Source organism: Pedobacter nyackensis (assembly GCF_032678475.1).
Taxonomy (GTDB): Bacteria; Bacteroidota; Bacteroidia; order Sphingobacteriales; family Sphingobacteriaceae; genus Pedobacter; species Pedobacter nyackensis_A.
This window is the reverse complement of sequence record NZ_JAVTSF010000002.1, coordinates 190,597-213,490: the sequence shown is the minus strand read 5'-3', so window position 1 is coordinate 213,490 and position 22,894 is coordinate 190,597. Positions and strand designations below refer to the sequence as shown.

The following is a 22,894-nucleotide window of genomic DNA, read 5'->3' as shown; positions in this document are numbered from 1 at the left end:
AGGCTAAAGGATAACTATTCCCCCTTATTTGAACGGATTCCCCCCCTCTTATCTGTAGATTAAATGCAATATTTGAATCCTGTAAGAATAGAAATTCAAAACAAAACCAAATATGAGCCGTTTGCTTTACCTTATTTTATTGATCTGCGTGCAGTCTAATGTCAGTTTTGCACAAATGCAGACCGATATTTGCGAGAATGATGTCCCGAATGATTGGAACGCTGTTAACGGAAAACTGAGTCTTACCGGCACACATTTTAAATTAGGTAAACAAGCTGTAAAGTGGAATTGGACAGCGGGAAATAAAAGTTTAATTAAGGTCGAAAATAATGCTTTTAAAACTGTCGCATCAAATCCAAGAAGCACTTTTGTCGTATGGATATATAATGAGGTGCCAGTTAATGATAAGTTGAAATTCACATTTGGCGATGGAAAGCAGAACGCCTGTAATTTTGAATTTAATTTAAACTTTAAAGGCTGGAGAACTGCCTGGGTTATGTATCATCGGGATATGGCGGGCAAACCAACAAAGGAAATGAAGATCATGCAGGTACAAGCTCCGGCATCAGTAAAAAAGGGAACGCTTTTTATTGATCAGCTGATGTATGATGTGACGATCAATCCACGTTCACCAATGCGTGATGAGCAGGTGCCTTTTGTAAACCCGGAAGCAGACAAGGCCGCAAACGCACATTGGAATTCCTTATACGCTTTTAACCGTACCCCACATTTTCTGCAGCTTCGGATGCAATTGAAGGCATCTGATCTGGCAGATATTTCTAAGATCAATATGCGGTATGAGGATGTGGCTTTTGCAGTAAAGAAAGAAATATCAGCGGAGAAATTAAAAGACATTAAAATGGAGTTTACCTCCTGGAATATTGCTAGAAAAGCAAATCAGATTACGGGAAGGCCTGTTTATTCGATCAATGATACGGAACTGGTGACTTTAACACCGACAGAAGGTCTGAAAGACCGGAATCAACTTTCTGGTGTAAAGCGATATACCCAACTGATGCTACAGGTGGCGCAGGTCTTTCATTCCTCGTCCGACCAGCTTGTCAGATCAACGTTTGAAACAATGTTTATAGACCTGCTTGACCATTTCGAAGATCAGGGTTGGTCTTATGGTAGTGGCATGGGGGCCTTACATCATCATGGCTATAATCTGCAAGGTTATTATACGTCGTGTTTGATAATGAGAGATGCCATAAAAAGACACGGAAAGTTGGAAAGAACTTTTAAAAGTATGAGCTGGTTTAGTGGTTTGGGCAGAACACTTCAGTTGCCACAGCGGTTGCCCTCCTCCAATATAGATGTGTTTAATACGCTGCTGGGAAGTATGCTTTCTGCGATATTGATTATGGATGATACACCGGAAAAACTTCGTTACCTGCAAAGCTATTCCAAATGGCTGTCTAAAAATATTGCTGCGGACCACACGATAGAGGGCGCATTTAAACCCGACGGTGCAGTATTTCATCATGCAAATATTTATCCAGCCTACGGTATTGGAGGTTTTAATGGGGTAGCACCCATCCTTTATGTGCTAAGCGGGACAGGATTTAAGGTTGAGCAAGCTGCTCACGAAAGCTTCAAAAATAGCTTGGTCATGATGCACTATTACACCAATCCCTATAAGTGGCCAATTAGTGTTGCCGGACGTCACCCTACAGGGACCTGGCGTATTGCTGATGTTCCATTTGCGTATATGGCAATGGCAGGGTCTCCAGATGGGATTTCAAAAATAGATACAACTATGGCAGGTATTTATTTAAAGCTGAATGAGGACAAGAAAAATAAATGGATTAACCTATTTAAAAACATGGGGATTAAACCTGCTGGGTATACAAATGGACATTGGAATATGAACTATGGATTGTTAGATATTCACCGCCGGCAAGACTGGTTGCTGACCGTACGTGGCCATAACCGCTATTTCATTAGCCACGAGTCGTATCCCGGTGCAAATATGTACGGGCGTTATCTTTCTTATGGTCACCTGGAGGTACTTTTCCCTGAAACAACAACAGACGATGGCAGCAACTTCAAAGACGAAGGCTGGGACTGGAACAATATTCCAGGTACCACGACCATTCATTTGCCTTTGAATAAATTAAGAGCTGAGATTGTCAATCCTGATGACTTTAGCGGAAGTGAAGAAATGTTGATTACGGATGAACCTTATGCTGGAGGTACTACATTAGCACAGCAAGGTATGTTTGCTATGAAGCTACATGGACATGATAAATATGATATGGGAAGTTTTAGAGCTACAAAGTCCTGGTTCATGTTCGATAGTCTGATCGTATGCCTGGGATCAGATATCAAAAACAACTTAAATGAATACCCAACAGAAACGACGCTTTTTCAAAATTATCTTAAAACGCCTGCAGATGTGTTTAGTATAAACGGACAGGTCTCAAAGCAGTTCCCTTTTAGCACCAATGGAATACCAGGGAAGCCTTTAACCGTTATTGATAACCGTAATATCGGATATTACATTCCTGATGGGGAAAAGGTGTCGTTTACTAAATCAACTCAAGTATCCCGTGATCAGAAAGACTCACGAAACACCACGGGTAATTTTGCTAAACTGGTGTTTCAGCATGGCAAGGCACCGACAAACGAAAGTTATGAATATGCGATGCTGATAAAAACAGATCAGAAAGGTATAGAAAAAGTTGCAACAGCAATGAAAAGTAAGCAACCTTTGTATAAGGTCTTGCAAAAGGATGCTACAGCGCATATTGTATGGTATGGAGCAGAGCAGCTTACAGCCCTGGCGGTTTTCGGTAGCCATGTTAAAACCACAGATTCCCTGTTAATGGATAATAACAAGCCTTGTTTGCTGATGTATAAAAAAGAGGAAAAAACGCTTAAATTATCGGTAACAGATCCGGACCTTGCTTTTTATGAGGGGCCAGACGATAGCCCTTTAACGGTAGACGGTAAGCGGAAAGAGGTGAGCATTTATTCGCGCAACTGGTACAGAAGTCCGTCAAAACCTTCTGTGGTGAAGCTATTGATAAAAGGAAACTGGACGCCGGGTAATGAAAACGAGGAAATAAAAGCAGAATTACAACCTGGAGGAAATACGCTTATCACTGTGCATTGCGCGGATGGCTTAACCTCAAAAATTGAACTGCTTGAACGAAAATAAAAGAGTATATAAAATGAAGAAGTTTTTAATAGCCATGCTATTTACAATCTGCATCGCAGATCCACTTTTTGCACAACACACAAGACCGGATAAACCCAATGTAATTGTTGTCGTTAGTGATGATGCAGGATATATTGATTTTGGTTGCTATGGCGGCAAAGAAATTCCCACACCGAATATAGATGCTATTGCAAAAGAAGGGGTGCGTTTTACCGATGCGTATGTGTCAGCTTCTGTATGCGCACCTTCGAGGGCAGGTTTGTTAACCGGAAGGTACCAGCAAAGATTTGGGTTTGAACATAACACTTCCAGTCTGGTTGCTCCGGGATATAAACTAACTGATGTAGGTATGGATCCATCAGAGCAAACCATTGGCAATGAGATGCAGGCCAATGGCTATAAAACCATAGCGATTGGCAAATGGCACCAGGGTGAGGAAAAGAAACACTTTCCCTTAAACCGGGGATTTGATGAGTTTTATGGTTTTATCGGTGGCCACAGGGATTTCTTTGCTTATAAGGATAAGCCATCCCATGAACTTGAGCTGTATAACAACAATGAAATTATTCCAGAAAGTAAGGTTACTTATCTGACAGATATGTTAACTGATCGGGCAACGGATTTCATCAGGGAGAACAGCAATAAGCCTTTCTTTATGTATTTATCTTATAATGCAGTACATACTCCGATGAATGCGAAAAAAGATTTAATGGATCGTTTTGCGAGTATCATCGACCCAGGCAGGCGTGCCTATGCAGCAATGATGACTTCTTTGGATGATGGGCTGGGACGTGTAATGGAAACATTGAAACAACAAAAACTGGATGAAAATACCCTCATTATTTTTGTCAATGACAACGGCGGAGCTACTGTAAACTCCTCAGACAATGGCCCGCTTCGCGGGATGAAAGGTTCCAAGTGGGAGGGTGGTATAAGAGTAGCGATGATGATGCGCTGGCCGGGACATATTGTGGCGAACAAGACTTATAGCCAAAAAGTAAGTTCATTAGATATACTGCCAACGTCAATTGCTGCAGGCAAGGGAAAACAAAAAGGAACAAAGAAGTTGGATGGAGTAAATCTGATTCCTTATGTGAACGGGCAAAATAAAAAGGCCCCACACGAAGCCCTTTACTGGCGTAGAGGCGTAGCTGCAGCCATAAGGGAAAAGAACTGGAAGTTGATCCGGGTTAAGGAAAATGTTTTATTATTTGACCTTTCCACAGACTTATCAGAAAGCACAGATCTTTCGGCAAAATATCCAGAAAGGAAAAAGGAAATGCTGAGTAAGCTTGCAAAATGGGAAAAAGGACTTGATAAACCACATTGGACGAGTGCTTATGGTGATAAAAATCAGATCATGAAACACCGTATGGAAACGACGGGACGTGAGATGGAGAGAATGTACCCTTAAAAATCAAACAAATTTATATTCTAATGAAAAGGTTAACCGTAACTTATTTGCTGTTCTTCGTTTTAGCGCTGTGCCAGTCGGCAATGTCTCAACAAATGAATACGAATGAAGTGATCATGGGTAGAATTGTGGCTGATTTTAAAAAGCCGCTACGACAGGTAGATGCCGCTGCAGAAAAGGAATTTCTGAAGTTGCAGGATAATGGGAGTTGGGAGGATATAGATTATACGGATAAAACGATTACCAAATGGAAGCCGGCGGAGCATTTGTTAAGGATGCAGCAATTGATCCAGGCCTATATAGAAAAGAAAAGCCGTTACTACGGCGATGAAAAAATGTTCAATGGCATTGCCAGTGCATTCAGATTCTGGTATGAAAAAGATCCTCAAAGTAGCAATTGGTGGCACAATGAAATTGCAACGCCCCAGTCTTTGGGTGAACTGTTAATCATGATGCACTATGGTAAACGGAAACTGGATGTGGAACTTCAGTCTGGTTTAATAAAAAGAATGAAGAGGGGAGATGTAGAGGCTAAAACCGGAGCAAATAAAACGGATATCGCTTTGCATTATTTTTATCGCGCGTTGTTAACAAACGATAAAATACTCATGGATCAGTCGGTGAAAGAGCTTTTTTACCCGGTACAGCTCGTATATCAAAAAGAAGGACTGCAATACGATTATGCATATTTACAGCATGGCCCACAGTTACAGATTTCCAGCTATGGGGCGGTGTTTATTGCAGGCGTATTAAAATTGGCCAACTATGTGCGCAACACGCCTTATGCAATGAACCAGCAAAAAGTAGAGATCTTCTCAAAATACTATAGAGAAAGCTATCTGAAAGCGATAAGAGGGAGTTACATGGACTTTAATGTTGAGGGAAGGGGAATAAGCAGACCTGATATTTTAAACAAAAAAAAGGAAAAGAGACAGCTTGAAATTGTTAAAATGATAAATCCTGCGTATGCTGATGATTGGGATGCTGCCATAGCGCGGACGGATAGTACACGAGGGCCGGATTTCAAAATTTCACCTTATCATAAACAATATTGGACAGCTGATTATACGCTTCATATACGTCCTAAATATTCCTTTAATGTACGTACTGTGAGTACAAGGACCAAAAGAAGTGAAGCGGGCAACAAAGAAAATTTGTTAGGAAGATACCTGTCTGACGGCGCAACCAACATACAGTTGCGTGGACCGGAGTATGATAACATTATGCCGGTATGGGAATGGGATAAGATCCCGGGGGTAACAAGTCGTGATTATAAACCGGACAGGCCAATAGAGAAATTTTGGGGCGAAGACGGGAGCAATGATTTCGCAGGTGGGGTATCAGATGGCGTATATGGTGCCAGTGCTTATAAGTTAGACTACGATAGCCTGGAAGCAAAGAAATCATGGTTCTTTTTTGATGATGAAATTGTATGCCTTGGCGCAGGCATCCAAAGCAATGCTGCGGAGTCGGTCACTACTACTGTTAATCAAAGCTGGTTGAACGGTAAAGTTTTAAGATCTGAAAATGAGGCCGAAATTGGAAAAGGTAAGCTGCTTCAAACAGATGGGAAAGGTAAGAGCTGGCTGATTCACGATGGATTGGGCTATTATTTCCCTGAAGGAGGAAATATCAGTATGAGCACGCAGGTTCAAAAAGGGAATTGGTACCAGATTAATAACTCCTACTCCAAGGAGGAAGTAGCCGGAGATGTCTTCAAATTATGGATAAATCACGGGACTAAACCAGTAGCGGAGCGTTATGCTTATATCGTGTTGCCCGGTATAAATAAAAAAGCCGGGCTGAAAAAGTATGAACATAATCCTATAAAAATCGTCTCTAATACAGATAAAGTTCAGGCGGTGGTTCATCAGTCTTTAAACATTATCCAGGCGGTTTTTTATCGGCCAGGAACGCTGGTACTCCCAACGATGGAAGTTGAAACAGATAAAGCTTGTATATTAATGGTTAGAAATATAAACGGAAAGCAGGTAATCTCCGTGGCAGATCCACTTCAAAAAGAGAAAGTGGTAACCATTCAGATAAAAGACACAAAAACTGGCTATGCAGCAGTGTTTACCATTGATTTACCTCAGGGGGAATTAGCAGGTTCTACGGTCAGTAAGCTAAATTAATTTAATATGAAAAGAGTTTATATGCGCGCTTTGCTGCTTTGCTTTGGAATCCTTCTTTCTGTAACAGTTAAAAGCCAGATGATAGAAAACCTGGAAGAACTCAAGCTTAATTCCGGTAATGAGATTTTCCGGAATTTAGGAAAGGCTTACCGGGCTCCATCTATGGCCATGAAAGATTATTGGGTTTGGGGAAGTTCTGTCGTTAGAGATAAAGCCGGGAAATATCATATCTATGCCTCCAGATTTCCGAAGAGTTTACCTTTTCATCCCGGTTGGATGGTGGCATCTGAAATTATACACGGCACAGCTGATGTGCCGCAGGGACCCTATACTTTTTCTGATGTTGCACTCCCTGCCCGCGGTGCCCAGTATTGGGATGGCCGTTCTACACACAATCCCCGGATCCTGTTTTTTAAAGACAAGTATTACCTGATTTATATGGGTTCTACACATCCTTTTGAAGAGCCTAAGTTTAACGAGCTGACACTGGATAGCAAATGGTGTATAGTTGGCAGATCAAATAAAAGAATAGGATTAGCGGTAGCTGATAGTCCATATGGCCCATGGAAAAGGCTGGATGAACCTGTTTTGAAGACTAAACCGAATACTTTTTATAGCTTCCTGACTTCTAATCCTTCTCCCTTTCTGCAAAAGGATGGTTCTGTAATGATGATCTTTAAAGGGCGCGCACATACGGAAAATGGAAAATACTCGAAGATGGCACTGGGAATGGCTTATGCTCCAGATATTAACAGCCCTTTTAAGGTAATAAATAATGATCAGCCTATTTTTAGCGTGGAAGAACAGGGAGAGGCTGAAGATCCATTTTTGTGGGCTGATAATAGAGGATATCATGCTATTTTTAAAGATCATGTTGCGAAATTTACGGGGGAACGCGGCGGCGGAGTTATGGCACATTCCAAAGATGGGATTAAGTGGGTGATGGACAAAGATCCAAAGACCTATTCCAAAACGGTTGCTTATGAGGATGGGAAAACTGAATTGCAAGGACAGCTGGAACGGCCTTTCATCTTTTTTGAAAATGGGAAGCCGGCATACATTTTCTTTGCAACCATGGATGGCCCGGGAGGCTTTGAAAATGCTACTAAATCCTGGAATATGGTAATCCCCTTTAAATAGCTACAACATATATGAACATCATAAGTAAACACATCATACTGGCGTTTGGTATTGCAACGATTTCCTATGCTTCTTATGCACAGCGGTCAGAGAGAGGCCTTGCTTTTGAAAACTACAATAAGTATCAAAGCCGTGCATTGAAGGTTAAGGACGCTACGAAAGAAGCTGCAATAGAGAAATATAGGCAGGAATACACAAGAAACGGATATCGACGAGATCACCTCAGAACAAAATTAACCTGGCAGGATTGTTTAAACGGTCTGAATGAGGATGGACAGTTTAGTGATTTAATTCGCAAAGAGGAGGAATATCTGGCTAAAGATGCTTTTGCAAAAGGAAATCATGAAACACAGCAGGAGATTGGGGTATTCCTGACAGAAGCATCACAACGTATATGGCGTATTGCTGATGCCGTTCGTTCTAAGGGATTGACAGCATCCGAAGCATTATCTGATAAATACTGCAAGGCAATTTTACATTATGGTGGGCTTGAAGTCGGTCGAATGAACAACAGCAGTCGTTTTCATGCCTCCTGCTTTGCCATACCGACAGCCGCTGTTAATATTTATTTTGTCTTTTTACCTCAGATAAATGATGTAGAAACAGGTGTTCATCATAACAAGCAGCTAAAAGATGTTGCTGAAATGCTTAAGGCGCTTGCGCTGCAGAGCTGGACACAACCACTGAGACAGGACAGTACGGACGATAATGTGGTGCAGATAGAACGGTTTAGAAAACATGTCTGGTGGGTAGGAGGTAATGCTTTGGCTTATCGCCCGTTATTGCCAACCGCAGTAATGTATAAATCAATACCGATGATTGATGTACTAAGTGAAGTGAGTCAGAAAAGTATTAGTGCTGTTTCACAAAATACCTATGATCAGGCATTTTGGAATGAAGGTTTTACTGTTGACGGAGCGGGATGGGGACATGGTAAACAGAGCCTGGTTTGGGGTTATCCTATAGATGGGATGAACAGTGCATTGAGTATGCTTAGTAATCTGAAAGGCTCGCCATGGGCTAGAAAGTTAAGCGCCGAAAATGCAGCTTCGCTGATGAATTTTTTTCGCGGAGGGAACTGGTATTATTATAAGGGATATATTCCCTTATGTACGGACCGGTATACAGCGGTTTATTATAACCAGGAAAGGAAAAAAATAAAGTATAGTTCTTTAATCAATCAGATTGCCAGTGACTGGATGGATTCCTTTTCAGCTGCTGACCAGAAAGAATTATTAAAGCTAAAAGCAGAACTTACAGGCAATGATATTAATATGGAGGGCTATCCGTCCGGGCAGTACTCTGGAACACGTTGGTTTTTCAATAATGACGATCTGATAAAGAGGAATAAGAACTATTACATAAATATCAATATGGCTTCCAATCGTTGTGACGGATTGGAAGGTGCCGTTAATTTTGCAGATGAGTATAATTTTTTCAATGCAGATGGGCTCAGTTTTTTTATGAAGAAAGGAGATGAATATCATAAAATCATTGGAGCATGGGACATTACTGCATCACCAGGGGTAACCTCAAGAAGGGGAATGGATGCCATTACCCCGCTTACGAACTGGAGGGGCTATTGCAGTAAACATAATTTTGCAGGAGCAGCAACCAATGGAGGAGAAAATGCAGTTGCCGGATTTATATTCGAGAAAATGAATGCTTCCGATAAGGAGGGGGTTAATGATAAGGGAAATCAGAAACAGGTAAAAAACGAAACGATTTATGGCGTTAAAGCATTTAAGTCTTATTTTATGTATGGAGACTATATGGTAGCACTTGGTGCAGGTGTAAGCAATCTTAATCCTTCCTTAAATGGGGATATACATACAACCATTGATCAGACCTCCGTAGATAACGAGGCTAATCTGATGGTTGTAAAAGATGGTAAAAGCCAGTCTATGGACTTAAAAAATGGGCCTCTATCTTTTTTTGCCAAAGATAAAACGGTATGGATGCAACAAAAAAGTGGTTTCGCATACACCGTCCTCCCCGAGTATGTTAAAAACGCATATTTTACCTACGAAAAAGATGTTAAAAATGAATGGATAAAACGGAATCAATCAAATCAGGCCAATATTTCCAAACTGCCCGCAACCACTAACATATTACGGCTTTGGATTGATCATGGAAAATCCCCGCTTAATGATGTCTATGGTTATGTAGTTTTTGCAGGCGATAAAATGCCGGCAGGTAAATTACCTTTTCACGTATTACGCAATGATACCACTGTTCAGGCGATACAAAGTGTAGATAAGAAAGTGGTTGAGGCCGTTTTCTATACTCCGGGATTATTAAAAGCAAAAGGTTTAGACCTGTCTGTTTCAGCTTGTGCTGTGGTAATGATTGAAGATAAAGGTCATATTTATCAGGTTACGGTGAATGACCCGCTTATGAACCCAGCGCTAAGAAAAATAAAACTAACCTTAAATTCCAAATCTGTTGAGGTAGATATGCCTGTACAAGAGTATGGCGGAAGACCGGTAACGCTGACATTTAAAAAGTAGGAAGTGTTTTGTACACAAAAATTAAAACAGATGGTTTGAACTTTTGTACAGAATTTAAATATGTGCAACAGGATTTTTTGATTACTTTGGGCCTTTTAAAATAGGAACGGCAGAGAAATGGTTTTCAGAAAATTTATCATATTCATTGTACTGGTATTTCTTTCTTCCTGTTTAAATGTATCTGCGCAGGTTACTGCAAAATATGAGGATATTAAATTTATCAATATATCCTTAAAAGAAGGACTCACCCAAAGCTCTGTACTAAGTCTTATTGAGGATCATAAAGGTTATATGTGGGCCGGAACCAGGGATGGTCTCAACAAGTATGATGGGGTGAAGTTTGTAAAATACCGGTACAATTCCAGGGATACAAACAGCCTTAGCCATAATGTTGTTATGGCAACGTTTGAGGATGAATTTGGGAATTTATGGATTGGGACAACCAATGGCCTGAATAGGTATAATGAAAAATCGGATAACTTTGTTCGTTACAAATTGTTGCAAGCCGATAACAATAAACAAAAGGCAATTTCCTGTTTTAGTTCGGATGGCAAGGGTAACCTGTGGGTAGGGACTACGGAAGGTCTATTCAAAATTGATATAAAAACAGGCAAGACAGTTGTTTATCAACATAGTGAAAAAAACAGGAATAGTTTATCTTCCAGTAATATACAGGCACTTTTAAAAACACCCGATGGAAAAATATGGGTCAGTACTTCGAAAGGTATTGATCAGTATCAGCCAGGTTCAGATCAATTTGTCCATTATCAACTTCCGGACGGTGCAGAATCTAATGCAACCTTTATTGCTTCCCTGTATTGCGATAAAGAGCAAAATCTGTGGATGGGATATAAAGGGGGGCTTGCCTTATTTAACAAAAAAAATGGAAGTTTTGAACGTTATCATACCGGAAAACAATCTATACCCGATCCTGTCAGATCTATACAGGAAGATGGACAAAGTAACTTATGGGTGGGAACTTATAACGGGTTATATATATTAAATGTAGCTGATAAAAGTATCAGACACTATCAGCATGATGAAAATAACAACAGTAGCCTGAGTCAGAATTCCGTTTACAGTATCTGTAAAGATAAAATGGGAGATATGTGGGTCGGGACATATTTTGGTGGAATAAATTACTATAGCAGCAGTTACAATAGGTTTAAACATGTGTCTGCCGGTAATAATAACCGTAAACTAAATTACAAGGTGGTGAGTTCCATCATAGAAGATGATAACAATAATCTTTGGGTGGGTACAGAAGGGGGTGGTATAAACTTTTATAATAAGAAAACAGGACTGTTTAGCTACTATACGCACTCCGAGAAAGATCCAAATAGTATTACAGCTGATAATGTAAAGACAATGCTCATGGATAAATCAGGGGGCTTGTGGGTTGGTTTGCATGACGGGGGGCTTAATTACCTCAATACAAAAAGCTACCCTTATAGATTTAAGAAATTCATCAGTGGTCCAGACGTGGAGACGCTTAGCAGCAATAGGGTAGTATCACTCTTGCAGGACAAAAACGGTTACATCTGGATTGGGACTTCGAGGGGTGGATTAAACAGGCTTAATCCTGCTACAGGGAAAATAAATCGCATTACCCAAAACGTGAAGGGGATAGGAGATATCATTTACACGATATCCGCTTCTCAAAATAATTCCAGAATTTTAATAGGCAGCGATGCCGGTTTGGCCGAACTGGATATCAGTTCTTTTCAAAGCCGTCCGATAGTATTTAATAACAATGCCACAGGTAATGTATCAGTTTCTGTATTGTCTATTTATACTAAACCTGGAGGGGAACTATGGGTTGGTACTGAGGGGGATGGTCTATACAGGTATAACCTTCTTACAAAAAAAAGCAAGCATTATGGAATTGCCGAGGGCTTGCCCAATGATGTGATTTACGGAATTCTACCCGACACGAAGAATAATTTATGGTTAAGTACTAATAGCGGTCTTACTCAACTTGATGTACAAACAGATAAAATAAAGACTTTCGATGAGTCAGATGGATTGCCATCAAAAGAATTTAATTATGGAGCAAGTATGCGTAACAAAATGGGCTTCCTTTACTTTGGTGGCACCAATGGCTTCTGTTTTTTTAATCCGGCACAAATTAAGGCCAATACGTATGTTCCTCCGGTTTATATAACGGCTATAAAAGTAAATAACCAGTTGATCAATGTCTGGGACAAAAGTCAGGAAATTGAACTTCCACATGATCACAATATGTTGAACTTCACATTTGTGGCGCTTAATTATTCGCAGCCTCAAAAAAATCAATATGCAGTTCAATTGGAGGGTTTTGATAAGAACTGGGTCGACCTGGGGAATACCAATTCTTCTACTTACACTAATCTGGATGCAGGTACCTATACTTTTAAAGTTAAAGCATCTAATAATGATGGGATATGGAATGATAATGGGACCAGCATTAAGATTCACATAGCAACGGCGCCCTGGAAAACCTGGTGGGCATATTCGTTATACCTTATGTGTATAGGCTCAGTGTTATTTTTGATGAGACGCCAAACGTTGCAGCGGCTTAAAGTACGCAATGAACTGGTGGTAGAGCGACAGGAGAAAGAAAAGATGAAATACCTGAACCAGTTGTTTACCAACATTTCGCATGACTTCCGGACGCCGCTTACTTTAATTATGAGTCCTTTGCAGCAAATGATTCAGTTGAACAAAGGGGATCAATATGTGCAGCAGCAACATCAGGTGATGTATAAAAATGCGCGGGCATTGATGTTGCTGATCAATCAGTTGCTGGATCTTAAAAAGAGCGAGAGTGCTAATGCAATGCTTCAGGTTGCCCATCAGAATATAGTACCTTATCTGAAAGAGATCAAATCTTATTTCGATGAGTACGCGCGGGAAAAGAAGATCCATTATATTTTTGAAAGTTCAGCTCCTGTAATCATGGTATGGTTTGACGGATTGGAATTTCAGAAGGTGATTTACAATCTTTTATCTAATGCATTCAAGTTTACACCGGCTGATGGCACAATTATCCTAAGGGTAAAGAACAATGATAAGGAAACAGGTAAGGCGGACTCTATCGTTGTTGAGGTGATTGATACTGGTTCAGGTATCCCCGATGCGCATACAAAAATGATTTTCGATCAGTTTTACCAGGTTAAGCAGGGCTACGGAACTGGTATTGGATTGGCTGTTGTTAAAAATATCGTTACGATGCACCAGGGAAATGTAGAGGTGCAAAGTGTAGAAAATCAAGGTAGCTGTTTTAAGGTTGTTCTTCCCGTAGACAAACTTAGACCGGTTGGTTATACCCATTTTGATGATCACAATGATACACAGGTAGATCAACCGGATATGTCCTGGAAATATGAGTTACCGGTATTTCCTGAAACTCCTTTTAGCTATGATGAAAAACGCGCTTCCATTTTGGTAGTAGACGATAATGATGACCTGAGACGCTTTATTTCAGGACTGTTTAGTACTTCATACAATGTTTACACTGCTGAAAACGGTAATGAAGCGATAAAAATAGCTGGTCAGAAAACTATAGATGTTGTGGTAAGTGATGTCATGATGCCTGAAATGGATGGAATGGAGTTTTGTAAAAGGATGAAATCGAATATACAAACCAGTCATATACCAATATTACTGATCACTGCAAAAACAACATTTGAATCAGAAAAATCAGGTTATGAAATGGGGGCAGATGCCTACATCACGAAGCCTTTTGATCCGGAGGTATTGAGTATCAGGATACACCACCTGCTGGAATCAAGAAAAAAACTGGTGGAAAAATATCATCGGGAATTTATTCTGCAGACAACGAATGCCAACACATTAGGAGATAATCCTTCTCCGGACGAGCAGTTTTTAAGGGATTTTACCAGTATTGTTGATGAATATCTGATGGAACCCGATTTTACAATTGATGAACTCGTAAAAAAGATAGGGATGAGCAGGTCTGTTTTGTACCGTAAGTTAAAGGCATTAACCGGACAGTCGATAGCGGAATTGATCAAGACCATCAAGCTTAAAAAAGCAGCACATTTATTAACCACCACCAATATGTCAGTTTCGGAAATAGCGTTTGCTTTGAACTTTAATGATCAGAAGCATTTTCGCCAATCGTTTAAAGCATTTTTTAATCAGTTGCCATCTGAGTATAGAAAGTAAATTTTGCAGCGTGTCAAAATCGATTTTTTAATTAAACTAACATAAACTCCCTCTAAAAAGAACAGTCAGCCACCCTTGTTCCAAAGGGATGCTTGATACATTTGGTGTATAAACCAAATGTAAACCAATAAGTAAAAATGATGGAAATTCAGTTAGCAAGGCGTTTTGCCTGTCTATTATATCTATTCTTAATATCTTGTTTTTCTGCATCAAATGCTTTTTCGCAAAAAGGGCCTTTTGTAGAATCTTTCGAGCAGGATAATGTCCTGAAAAACTATTTGCTTTCAGGGAAGAGTTCCATTTCTACCAGTACAAAACATTATCGTTATGGAAAGCAGGCATTGAAATGGAGCTGGAAAGGAAAAGATGCAGCTATTACGACTTCTTATTTTAGTCTTTTACAAAAGGGGATGCAAAAGTTTGATTATAATTTTCCAACCAGTCCTACTTTTGTCTTTTCTGTCTATAGTGAATCGCCGCAAAAGGGGACTGCTTCCATAAGTTTTAGCAAACAGGGAAAAGATTCAGTTTGGTTCAGTTTTCCTCTTAATTTTTATGGATGGCGCACTTTAATGGTGCCTTTTTATGAAATGCAGGGAAATATCCCATTGCTTACAAAACCTGTTGATTTTGATTCCTTTAAAATTACGGCCAATACCCTGGCCGGTACACTTTATTTTGATGATGTTGTGTTTTCTCAATATGTAGATGACAGGATGCAAAGTCCGGATTATATGGTGCCATTCATTAAACGGGAAGTGCCAGCAGGGGCTGACCATTTTATGCCTAGTCTGTATTTTGATACCTTATCAAAGCGGATGAAGGTTCTGCCCATCACCACCCTGGAGGAAAAAGAGCTTTCGGAAGTGGAACTGCGCATCTCGAAAATGCTGCAAAGTGCAGGTGCGGAGTACAATTATGAAGTTATTGTTGCCGATTTCAAAAAACTGGGTATTCGGTATGGTACTGAAACAGGTGTGGTGCTGGGCCCACCTTTGACACATAGAGATGACTTCTTTTATCATGACCCTACGCAACAGGGGCCGCAGGTTCAAAATTCAGCCCGGTCGCTTGGACAGGTTTTGCGCTCAATTGCCGGAGCCTATGTCAAAGCAAATGTTCAGGGGAAAGAAAAGGTGGAGTTAGAAAAGATGTTTGTTTTGGCAACCAGATATTTTTTAGACCAGGGGTGGCAGGAAGGGGCTTCAGGCGGGAGCCGGAGTTTGATCGGTTATTCCATTAGAGAGTTGACAGAGGCATTTTATATGATGAAAGCACCTTTGACTAAGGCTGGTTTACTTAATGAAATTGGAGGGAGTTTGCAATGGCTCAATAACCTGGGGAAAATGCTTGGGCCTGATCAAAGTTTCAGTGTAGATCTTGACTTTCTGAATACCCAGTCTTATGGCTGCCTGTTGGTTGGCCTGCTATCTGATGATAAATCTGTACGGAAGACCTGGCTTCAAGCTTACTCCAATTATATGAGTGTGGTTTTAGGTCAGCAAGATAAGCCTGAAGGTTATAAAATAGATGGAACAGCCTGGCACCATCGTGGCCATTACCCTGCTTATGCTTACGGATCATTTTCTTCTGTTCCACGGATATTGTCTGCCTTATCTGGCACGAGTTTCAGAATTAGTGAAGCTGGCCATCGTCATTTTAAAAAGGCTTTTTTGGCTGCCGTTGCCTACAGCAATTTATACAGTTGGGGATTCGGTAATGCGGGGCGGCACCCACTTCATGAAAATTCCATTAAAGGATTAAAAAATTCCTGCCTGGCGCTGGCAATGAGCGGAAATCCGGAGGCAACATCTAAAATTGATCCTGAGGTAGCAGGTGCTTATATCAGACTTTGGGGGGAAGAAGATCAGGTTAATACAAACATCTTTAAACAGGCAGGTATTACGGCACAGCAGCCTGAATCCTATACCGTATTTCCTTATGGGGCCACAGCTGTACATAGAAAAGATAAATGGGCAGCAATTGTTAAAGGTTATAGTAAATACCTCTGGGCATCTGAGATATATGCTGCTAACAATCGTTATGGGCGTTATCCTGCAAACGGAACGGTGCAATTGTTAAAAGAAGAAGGAGAGGAGGCTAGTGGTTTTTCTGAGGATGGATGGGATTGGAACCGTTACCCGGGTGCAACTGTAATTCATTTACCATTTGAAAAGCTGGAAAGCCCGTATCCGCTTTTGAAGTTCAGCTCAACTCAGACCTTTACCGGCGCCGTAAGTCTGAATGGTTATGGTGTTTTTGCAATGCAGCTGGACGAAGGAAAAGTAAATGGCGGCTTCTCCGGGCAATTAAAAGCGAAAAAGTCTGTATTCTCTTTCGGAGAAAAGCTGATTTGTATAGGGACTGATATATCTGCGGTTGATCCGGATTATCCGGTCCAGACAAACTTGTTTCAGTTGTCGCTTTCGAAAAATCAGGTATATACCCAGCAATCGGGAATGGTTAAAAGTTTACCCTACCAGGGAAAGGCTGGAACCTGGTTGATTGACCAGCAGGGTACAGGTTACCATATTTTAGCCGGGGATGTAGATTGGCAACAAAGCAGGCAACGTTCTTTTAAAGGGGAATATTCTATAAACAAAGCTTTAAAAGCAGGACTGAAACAAGAGAATTTACCTTATACCTATGGTGATTTTGCATCGGCCTGGATTAATCATGGTACCACACCTGAAAATGCCGCATATCAGTACGTGGTTTATCCGTTTATGAATGACCGGGCAGGCGAATCTTTTGCAAAAAAAATAAAAAATGATGATTCATATCGGATTTTGCAAGCCGACAGCAGCGCTCATATCGTAGCTTATAAACCTGAAAAAATAACAGCTTATGTGTTATTTAGTGAAAAAGGGTTTTCTGGCAAAGATGTATTGTCCAAAGTTTCTGCACCCTGCATGGTGATGGTTCAACAAAAGGAAAGAAGACGTGTTAAACTTAGTGTGGCACAGCCAGATCTGAATTTCGCTGTAGATAAAAAGAACAAGAACGACTTTGAAAAAAATAGTCAGCCTTTGACGCTGAGCTTAAGTCTCAATGGGCTTTGGACAATAAATGCACCAGGTGTAAAAATACTAACCACTTACTCGAACCAACAAACCATAGTTCAGGTTGAATGCCAGCACGGTTTTTCTCAATTCCTGGAACTTGAACAGAAATAAGTTATTTGAAAATGAAAATACCATATAAAAGTTTAATTGCTGCATTTGCAGGAATATTGCTAAGCTCAAATTGCTTTGCACAGGAATTGGACGGCAAACCTGAAAATGTATCTGGAAATCGAAATAGCATACCAGGTACCAGATCTAATGTAGATGCTTATTTCTATGGAAACACAACATCAGCCATACAGCTTCCGGTAGAAACAGAAGAACAGTACCAGCAGCGCATGAAATGGTGGAAAGATGAAAAATACGGCATGTTTATTCATTGGGGATTGTATGCAGTTTTATCCGGATACTATAATGGCGTACGAACCCCTTCAATTCCTGAATGGATTCAGAATACACTTCATATCCCATTGGAAGAATACAAGAAGCTGGTTTCACAGTTTAACCCGGTTAAGTTTAATGCTGATGACTGGGCCCGGCTGGCGAAGGCTGCGGGCATGAAGTACGTGGTGCTAACTGCCAAACACCATGATGGTTTTGCACTTTTTGATTCAAAAGTTACGACCTATGACATTGCGGGCACACCTTATAAAAAGGATGTCGTGAAAGCCCTGAAAGAAGCATGCCATAAACAAGGGCTAAAGTTTGGCCTGTATTACTCGCATAATATTGATTGGGAACACCCTCAAAATGCCATTCGAAATGGCGGTAAGAGGAACTGGAATAACCTGACTGATTTTAAGCCTGAAGAGATGAATAAAGACCTTTATTTAAAAGAAAAGGCTTATCCGCAACTTAAAGAGCTTTTAACCAATTATGGTAAAATCGACATATTATGGTTTGATATGGGAACAGGTTTAAACAGTGATGAGGTACGGAGTTTTGTAAAGATCTGTAAAGACCTGCAGCCAGAAATCCTGATCAGTTCACGTGTGGGAGCTGAAGTGGCCGAAAAGGAAGCGCACCGGGATATGTTATTTGATTTTTACACACCTGATGATAACTTTTTTACAGGCGATGACCTGCCTATGGCATGGGAAATGGTGGGAACAACCAATGGATCCTGGGGGTACAGGAAAGATGATACGCATTGGAGAACACCAAAAATGATACTCAGTTCTTTATTGGCCTGCGCAAGTCGCAACGGGAACTATATGTTAAATATGGGGCCTATGCCAAATGGACTGATGCCTCCTGAAGCAACTGAAAGTATTTTGAAGGTTGGCAACTGGCTTGAAAGAAATGGAGAAGCCTTGTATTATACAAAAGGTTCTCCTTTTGCATGGGATGAAACCTGGGGATACGTTACCCAAAAGCCTGGAAAGTTGTATTTGAACATCACTCAATGGCCGGAAAACAATAGGCTGTATGTTAAAGGGCTACTTTCAAAGCCTGTGAAGATAACGCTTCTGGGGGATGATAAAGCGCTCCCTTTCGAACATAAAGGGAGCTCATTAAGTATACCGCTTTCAGGTATTTCAAAAGTTGAACTGGCTACAACTATTGTGGCAACATTTGAAAGCGATAAGATCTCAACCACTCCATTGGCAGAACAGGGGGAGGATAAAAATATTGCTCTTTATCGCATCGATGGTCATTATGATGCTTCAAAAAAACTATCTGCCTGGACATTTAAAGTTCATACTCCAGGACGGTACAGGGTAACTATAACTTCTAATGAAAAAGGCAGCCATTCAAAACCTGAGTGGACAGGAGCGGACCAGCAGGGAGCTTTAGAAGTCGCAGAGCAAACCATTCCGGTGAAATTAAATAGAGATGAAGAGAAAATTAATGCCACTTTATTTTTTTACAAGGAGATACAAAGTCATATTGGTCAGATTAATTTACCACGCGCAGGTATCTATACCTTGCGTTTAAAAAACTTTGAAATCAATGCCAGGAAGTGGAATCCAGGCCTGTTCCTGGATAAAATTGAATTGAAAATAATGGGGGAATGACTAAAAACCCCCCTAAAATAGACCTGTTTTTACCGCTTTCAGTGAAATGTTCCTAATTAGATTTGCTAATAATCATCTCGTAGGTTATTACGAACAACCAAATTTAAACTTTTTAAGTATGAGAAAAATTTACATTTTTTTAATGTGTATGCTCTATTCGGCCTTAACTTTTGGCCAGCAAACGAGGCAGGTTGCAGGGGTAGTTACAGAGCAGGGACCAAATACACCTTTGGCTGGTGTAAGTGTGTTGGTTAAAGGGACCAAAACTGGTGCTACCACAGACAAAGATGGTCGTTATAAGATCCAGGTCCCATCTACAGGCAACAGCACGCTTGTGTTTACCTATATTGGTTATCTGAAAAGAGAGGTTAATGTTGGAGATAAGGGAGTGCTGAATGTGGTACTTACGGAAGACAGTAAATCCTTGAACGATGTTGTTGTAATCGGATATGGTACCAGTAAGAAAGGTGATCTGGTGAGTTCTGTTGCGCAGGTAGACATGAAGGACATGGTAAAAGCACCGGTACGTTCTATTGATGAAGCGCTTGCTGGTCGTGTTGCCGGTGTACAGGTGAACTCCTCAGATGGTCAGCCAGGTTCTGCTGTAAACATAGTAATAAGGGGAGCAAACTCCATTACCCAAAGCAATAGTCCATTATATGTGGTCGATGGTTTTCCTATGGAGGGATTTAATCTCAATACGTTTGATCCTAAAGATGTGGAGTCTATCGACGTGCTAAAAGATGCTTCTGCCACTGCAATATATGGTGCGAGGGGAGCTAATGGCGTAATTATGATTACCACGAAAAAAGGTAAAATTGGAGAACCGGCAATTACTTTCGATCCAACGGTAAGTGTCGATAACAACATCAAGACGATGAAGTTGATGAGCCCTTACGAGTTTGCAAAATTGCAATTGGAGTTGTTTCCGGATGCAAAGGGTTCTGCTTCTGATCCAACACCAATTTACAGGTTGCTGACACGTCCGAATATGACACTTGAAGACTACAGGAATGTTCCGGCGACGGACTGGCAGTCGCCCTTTTTTCAAACTGGAGTAAGACAAGACTATTCTCTTGCTTTACGCGGTGGAACAGGTAAAACCGTTTATTCCGTTTCAGGAAATATAAACGACCAAAAAGGAACCATTATCAATACTAAATACAAAAGGTATCAGGGAAGAGTGACATTGGATCAAACTGTAAATGATAAACTCAAGGTGGGTATAAATGCAAATTATAGTTATTTATTACGTGGTGGAAACTCTGCTTCGCAAGGTACCGGTGGAAGTGGTACAACGCTGATTCTATACAGTGTATGGGGCTATTCGCCGCTATCTGATTATACCATAGAAGATGCTATTGATGAAACTACGGCTAGTGGAACAGATTATAAGTTCAACCCGATTATGAATCAGTTGAACATGTTGAGAAATAACAAAACCTTTAATTTGAATGTTAACGGTTACCTTGATTATGCTATCACTAAAGAATTAAAATTGAGGGTTACGGGAGGTATTAATAATTCCAGCGTAATTACTGAAACTTTTAATAATTCTAAAACATATTTGGGAAGTCCGCTTACTACTCCGGGTAGATCCAGTGGTGTAAATGGATCTATAAGAGAAGCGAATAATAATAACTGGTCGAACGAAAATACGCTGACCTGGACAAAAACCTATGCCAAAGATCATAACGTCAACGTTTTGGGCGGTTTTTCTGCACAGGGAAATAAAAGTAACGAATTCGGTTTTGGGGCAACTTTATTACCCAACGAAAAGCTTGGTCTTAGTGGTCTAAGTGAAGGTTTAGTTCAGCCGAATCCGACATCGGGTAGTTCTTTATGGAACCTTGCTTCATTTTTTGGAAGAGTAAAATATAATTATAAGTCTATTTATTATTTAGAGGCATCTTACCGTGCTGATGGTTCTTCTAAATTTGCTCCGAATAACAAATGGAGCTACTTCCCTTCGGTAGGTGCTTCATGGAGATTCTTTAAGGAAAGCTTCTTTAAAGACAGTAAAATATTGTCTGATGGAAAGCTAAGAATAAGTTACGGTAAAACAGGTAACAACAGGGTAAGTGATTTTGCGTATCTGTCTACTAACAGGATCAATAGTGGAACTTCCTATCCCTGGAACAACGAATATGTGACCAGTATCTATCCCTCTAGTTTAGGGAATTCGAAAGTTAAGTGGGAAACAACTGATCAGTACGATGCAGGATTAGATGTTGCCTTCCTGAAAAACAGAATTTCATTTACTGCTGATGTATATAAAAAGAATACAAAGGATTTGCTATTGAGAGCTACACTGCCAACATCTTCCGGTTATACTACTGCATTTAAAAATATAGGGGCAGTGTCTAACAAAGGGATCGAGTTTAGCCTGAATACGGTGAATATCAGTAAAAAAGATTTTCAGTGGACGAGTAGCTTTAACATCTCGTTCAACAGGAATAAGGTGTTGGCACTTACAGAAGATCAGCTAACCTTACCTTCTACAACAAGCTGGGACAACGGATATGCAAACATACCTTCTTACATCGCTAAAATAGGTGAACCATTAGGCTTGATGTATGGTTTTATATGGGAGGGTAATTATCAGTATAGCGACTTCACCAAGACATCTACAGGGGAATATCTTTTAAGAGATGATGTGACAGCTAACGGAAACGCCCGGTCAGTTATTCAGCCAGGTGATATTAAATATAAAGATATCAATGGAGATGGAAATATCACTTCAGCAGATTATGCAGTTATAGGAAAAAGTTTACCGGTACATACCGGTGGTTTTTCGAATAATTTTACTTACAAAAACTTCGATCTGAATGTGTTTTTTCAATGGTCGTACGGGAATGATATTCAAAATACAAACCGACTGGTGTTCGAAGGATCGAGAGCGGGAAGTTTCCTGCAACAATTTGACAGCTATAGCGATCGCTGGACACCAGATAATCAGGGCTCTTTGAATCATCGTGCCGGTGGTTTTTCAAGCGCAGGTTATTCTTCAAGAACGATAGAAGATGGTTCGTTTTTACGTTTGAAAACGGTATCTCTGGGATACAACATGCCTAAGGATTTATTGAAAAATATTAAGATTAATGCTGTACGTCTTTTTGTATCAGCTCAAAATCTGTATACCTGGACCAATTACTCTGGTCTTGACCCAGAGGTTAGTACGTACAATTCTGTACTTACCGGTGGTTTTGACTATAGTGCTTATCCAAGAGCCAGGACCCTGGCATTTGGCGCAAATATTACTTTTTAAGTGTTTGGCTA

9 protein-coding genes are annotated in these 22,894 nt (G+C 40.4%); all 9 read left to right on the top strand.

Going from position 1 to position 22,894, the window contains the following annotated elements; genetic code table 11:
• The first annotated feature begins 112 nt into the window (after window positions 1-112).
• A complete protein-coding gene (locus tag R2Q84_RS08455; protein WP_316816107.1) occupies window positions 113-3,163 on the top strand; it encodes a chondroitinase family polysaccharide lyase in 3,051 nt (1,016 codons plus the stop codon).
• 13 nt (window positions 3,164-3,176) lie between these two features.
• Window positions 3,177-4,577 carry a sulfatase gene (locus tag R2Q84_RS08450; protein ID WP_316816106.1) on the top strand — a complete coding sequence of 467 codons (1,401 nt, stop codon included), beginning with the start codon at window positions 3,177-3,179 and terminating at the stop codon, window positions 4,575-4,577.
• 23 nt (window positions 4,578-4,600) lie between these two features.
• The gene (gene cslA / locus R2Q84_RS08445; protein WP_316816105.1) at window positions 4,601-6,712 is read left to right on the top strand and encodes a chondroitinase-AC; all 2,112 of its coding nucleotides are present in this window, start codon (window positions 4,601-4,603) and stop codon (window positions 6,710-6,712) included.
• A gap of 6 nt (window positions 6,713-6,718) precedes the next feature.
• Complete coding sequence (locus tag R2Q84_RS08440; protein ID WP_316816104.1) at window positions 6,719-7,852, top strand: glycoside hydrolase family protein; 1,134 nt, start codon at window positions 6,719-6,721, stop codon at window positions 7,850-7,852.
• Between the two features lie 11 nt (window positions 7,853-7,863).
• A complete protein-coding gene (locus tag R2Q84_RS08435) occupies window positions 7,864-10,362 on the top strand; it encodes a polysaccharide lyase family 8 super-sandwich domain-containing protein (RefSeq protein ID WP_316816103.1) in 2,499 nt (832 codons plus the stop codon).
• A gap of 117 nt (window positions 10,363-10,479) precedes the next feature.
• Complete coding sequence (locus R2Q84_RS08430; RefSeq protein ID WP_316816102.1) at window positions 10,480-14,532, top strand: two-component regulator propeller domain-containing protein; 4,053 nt, start codon at window positions 10,480-10,482, stop codon at window positions 14,530-14,532.
• 137 nt (window positions 14,533-14,669) lie between these two features.
• Window positions 14,670-17,708 carry a chondroitinase family polysaccharide lyase gene (locus R2Q84_RS08425; protein WP_316816101.1) on the top strand — a complete coding sequence of 1,013 codons (3,039 nt, stop codon included), beginning with the start codon at window positions 14,670-14,672 and terminating at the stop codon, window positions 17,706-17,708.
• Between the two features lie 11 nt (window positions 17,709-17,719).
• The gene (locus tag R2Q84_RS08420) at window positions 17,720-19,615 is read left to right on the top strand and encodes an alpha-L-fucosidase (RefSeq protein ID WP_316816100.1); all 1,896 of its coding nucleotides are present in this window, start codon (window positions 17,720-17,722) and stop codon (window positions 19,613-19,615) included.
• A 118-nt stretch (window positions 19,616-19,733) separates the two neighbouring features.
• Window positions 19,734-22,883 carry a TonB-dependent receptor gene (locus tag R2Q84_RS08415; RefSeq protein WP_316816099.1) on the top strand — a complete coding sequence of 1,050 codons (3,150 nt, stop codon included), beginning with the start codon at window positions 19,734-19,736 and terminating at the stop codon, window positions 22,881-22,883.
• Window positions 22,884-22,894 lie beyond the last annotated feature (11 nt).

Excerpts from the sequence above, each read along its gene's own strand:
- R2Q84_RS08455 (WP_316816107.1), top strand. The coding sequence starts at position 113 with ATGAGCCGTTTGCTTTACCTTATTTTATTGATCTGCGTGCAGTCTAAT.
- R2Q84_RS08450 (WP_316816106.1), top strand. The coding sequence starts at position 3,177 with ATGAAGAAGTTTTTAATAGCCATGCTATTTACAATCTGCATCGCAGAT.
- cslA (WP_316816105.1), top strand. The coding sequence starts at position 4,601 with ATGAAAAGGTTAACCGTAACTTATTTGCTGTTCTTCGTTTTAGCGCTG.
- R2Q84_RS08440 (WP_316816104.1), top strand. The coding sequence starts at position 6,719 with ATGAAAAGAGTTTATATGCGCGCTTTGCTGCTTTGCTTTGGAATCCTT.
- R2Q84_RS08435 (WP_316816103.1), top strand. The coding sequence starts at position 7,864 with ATGAACATCATAAGTAAACACATCATACTGGCGTTTGGTATTGCAACG.
- R2Q84_RS08430 (WP_316816102.1), top strand. The coding sequence starts at position 10,480 with ATGGTTTTCAGAAAATTTATCATATTCATTGTACTGGTATTTCTTTCT.
- R2Q84_RS08425 (WP_316816101.1), top strand. The coding sequence starts at position 14,670 with ATGATGGAAATTCAGTTAGCAAGGCGTTTTGCCTGTCTATTATATCTA.
- R2Q84_RS08420 (WP_316816100.1), top strand. The coding sequence starts at position 17,720 with ATGAAAATACCATATAAAAGTTTAATTGCTGCATTTGCAGGAATATTG.
- R2Q84_RS08415 (WP_316816099.1), top strand. The coding sequence starts at position 19,734 with ATGAGAAAAATTTACATTTTTTTAATGTGTATGCTCTATTCGGCCTTA.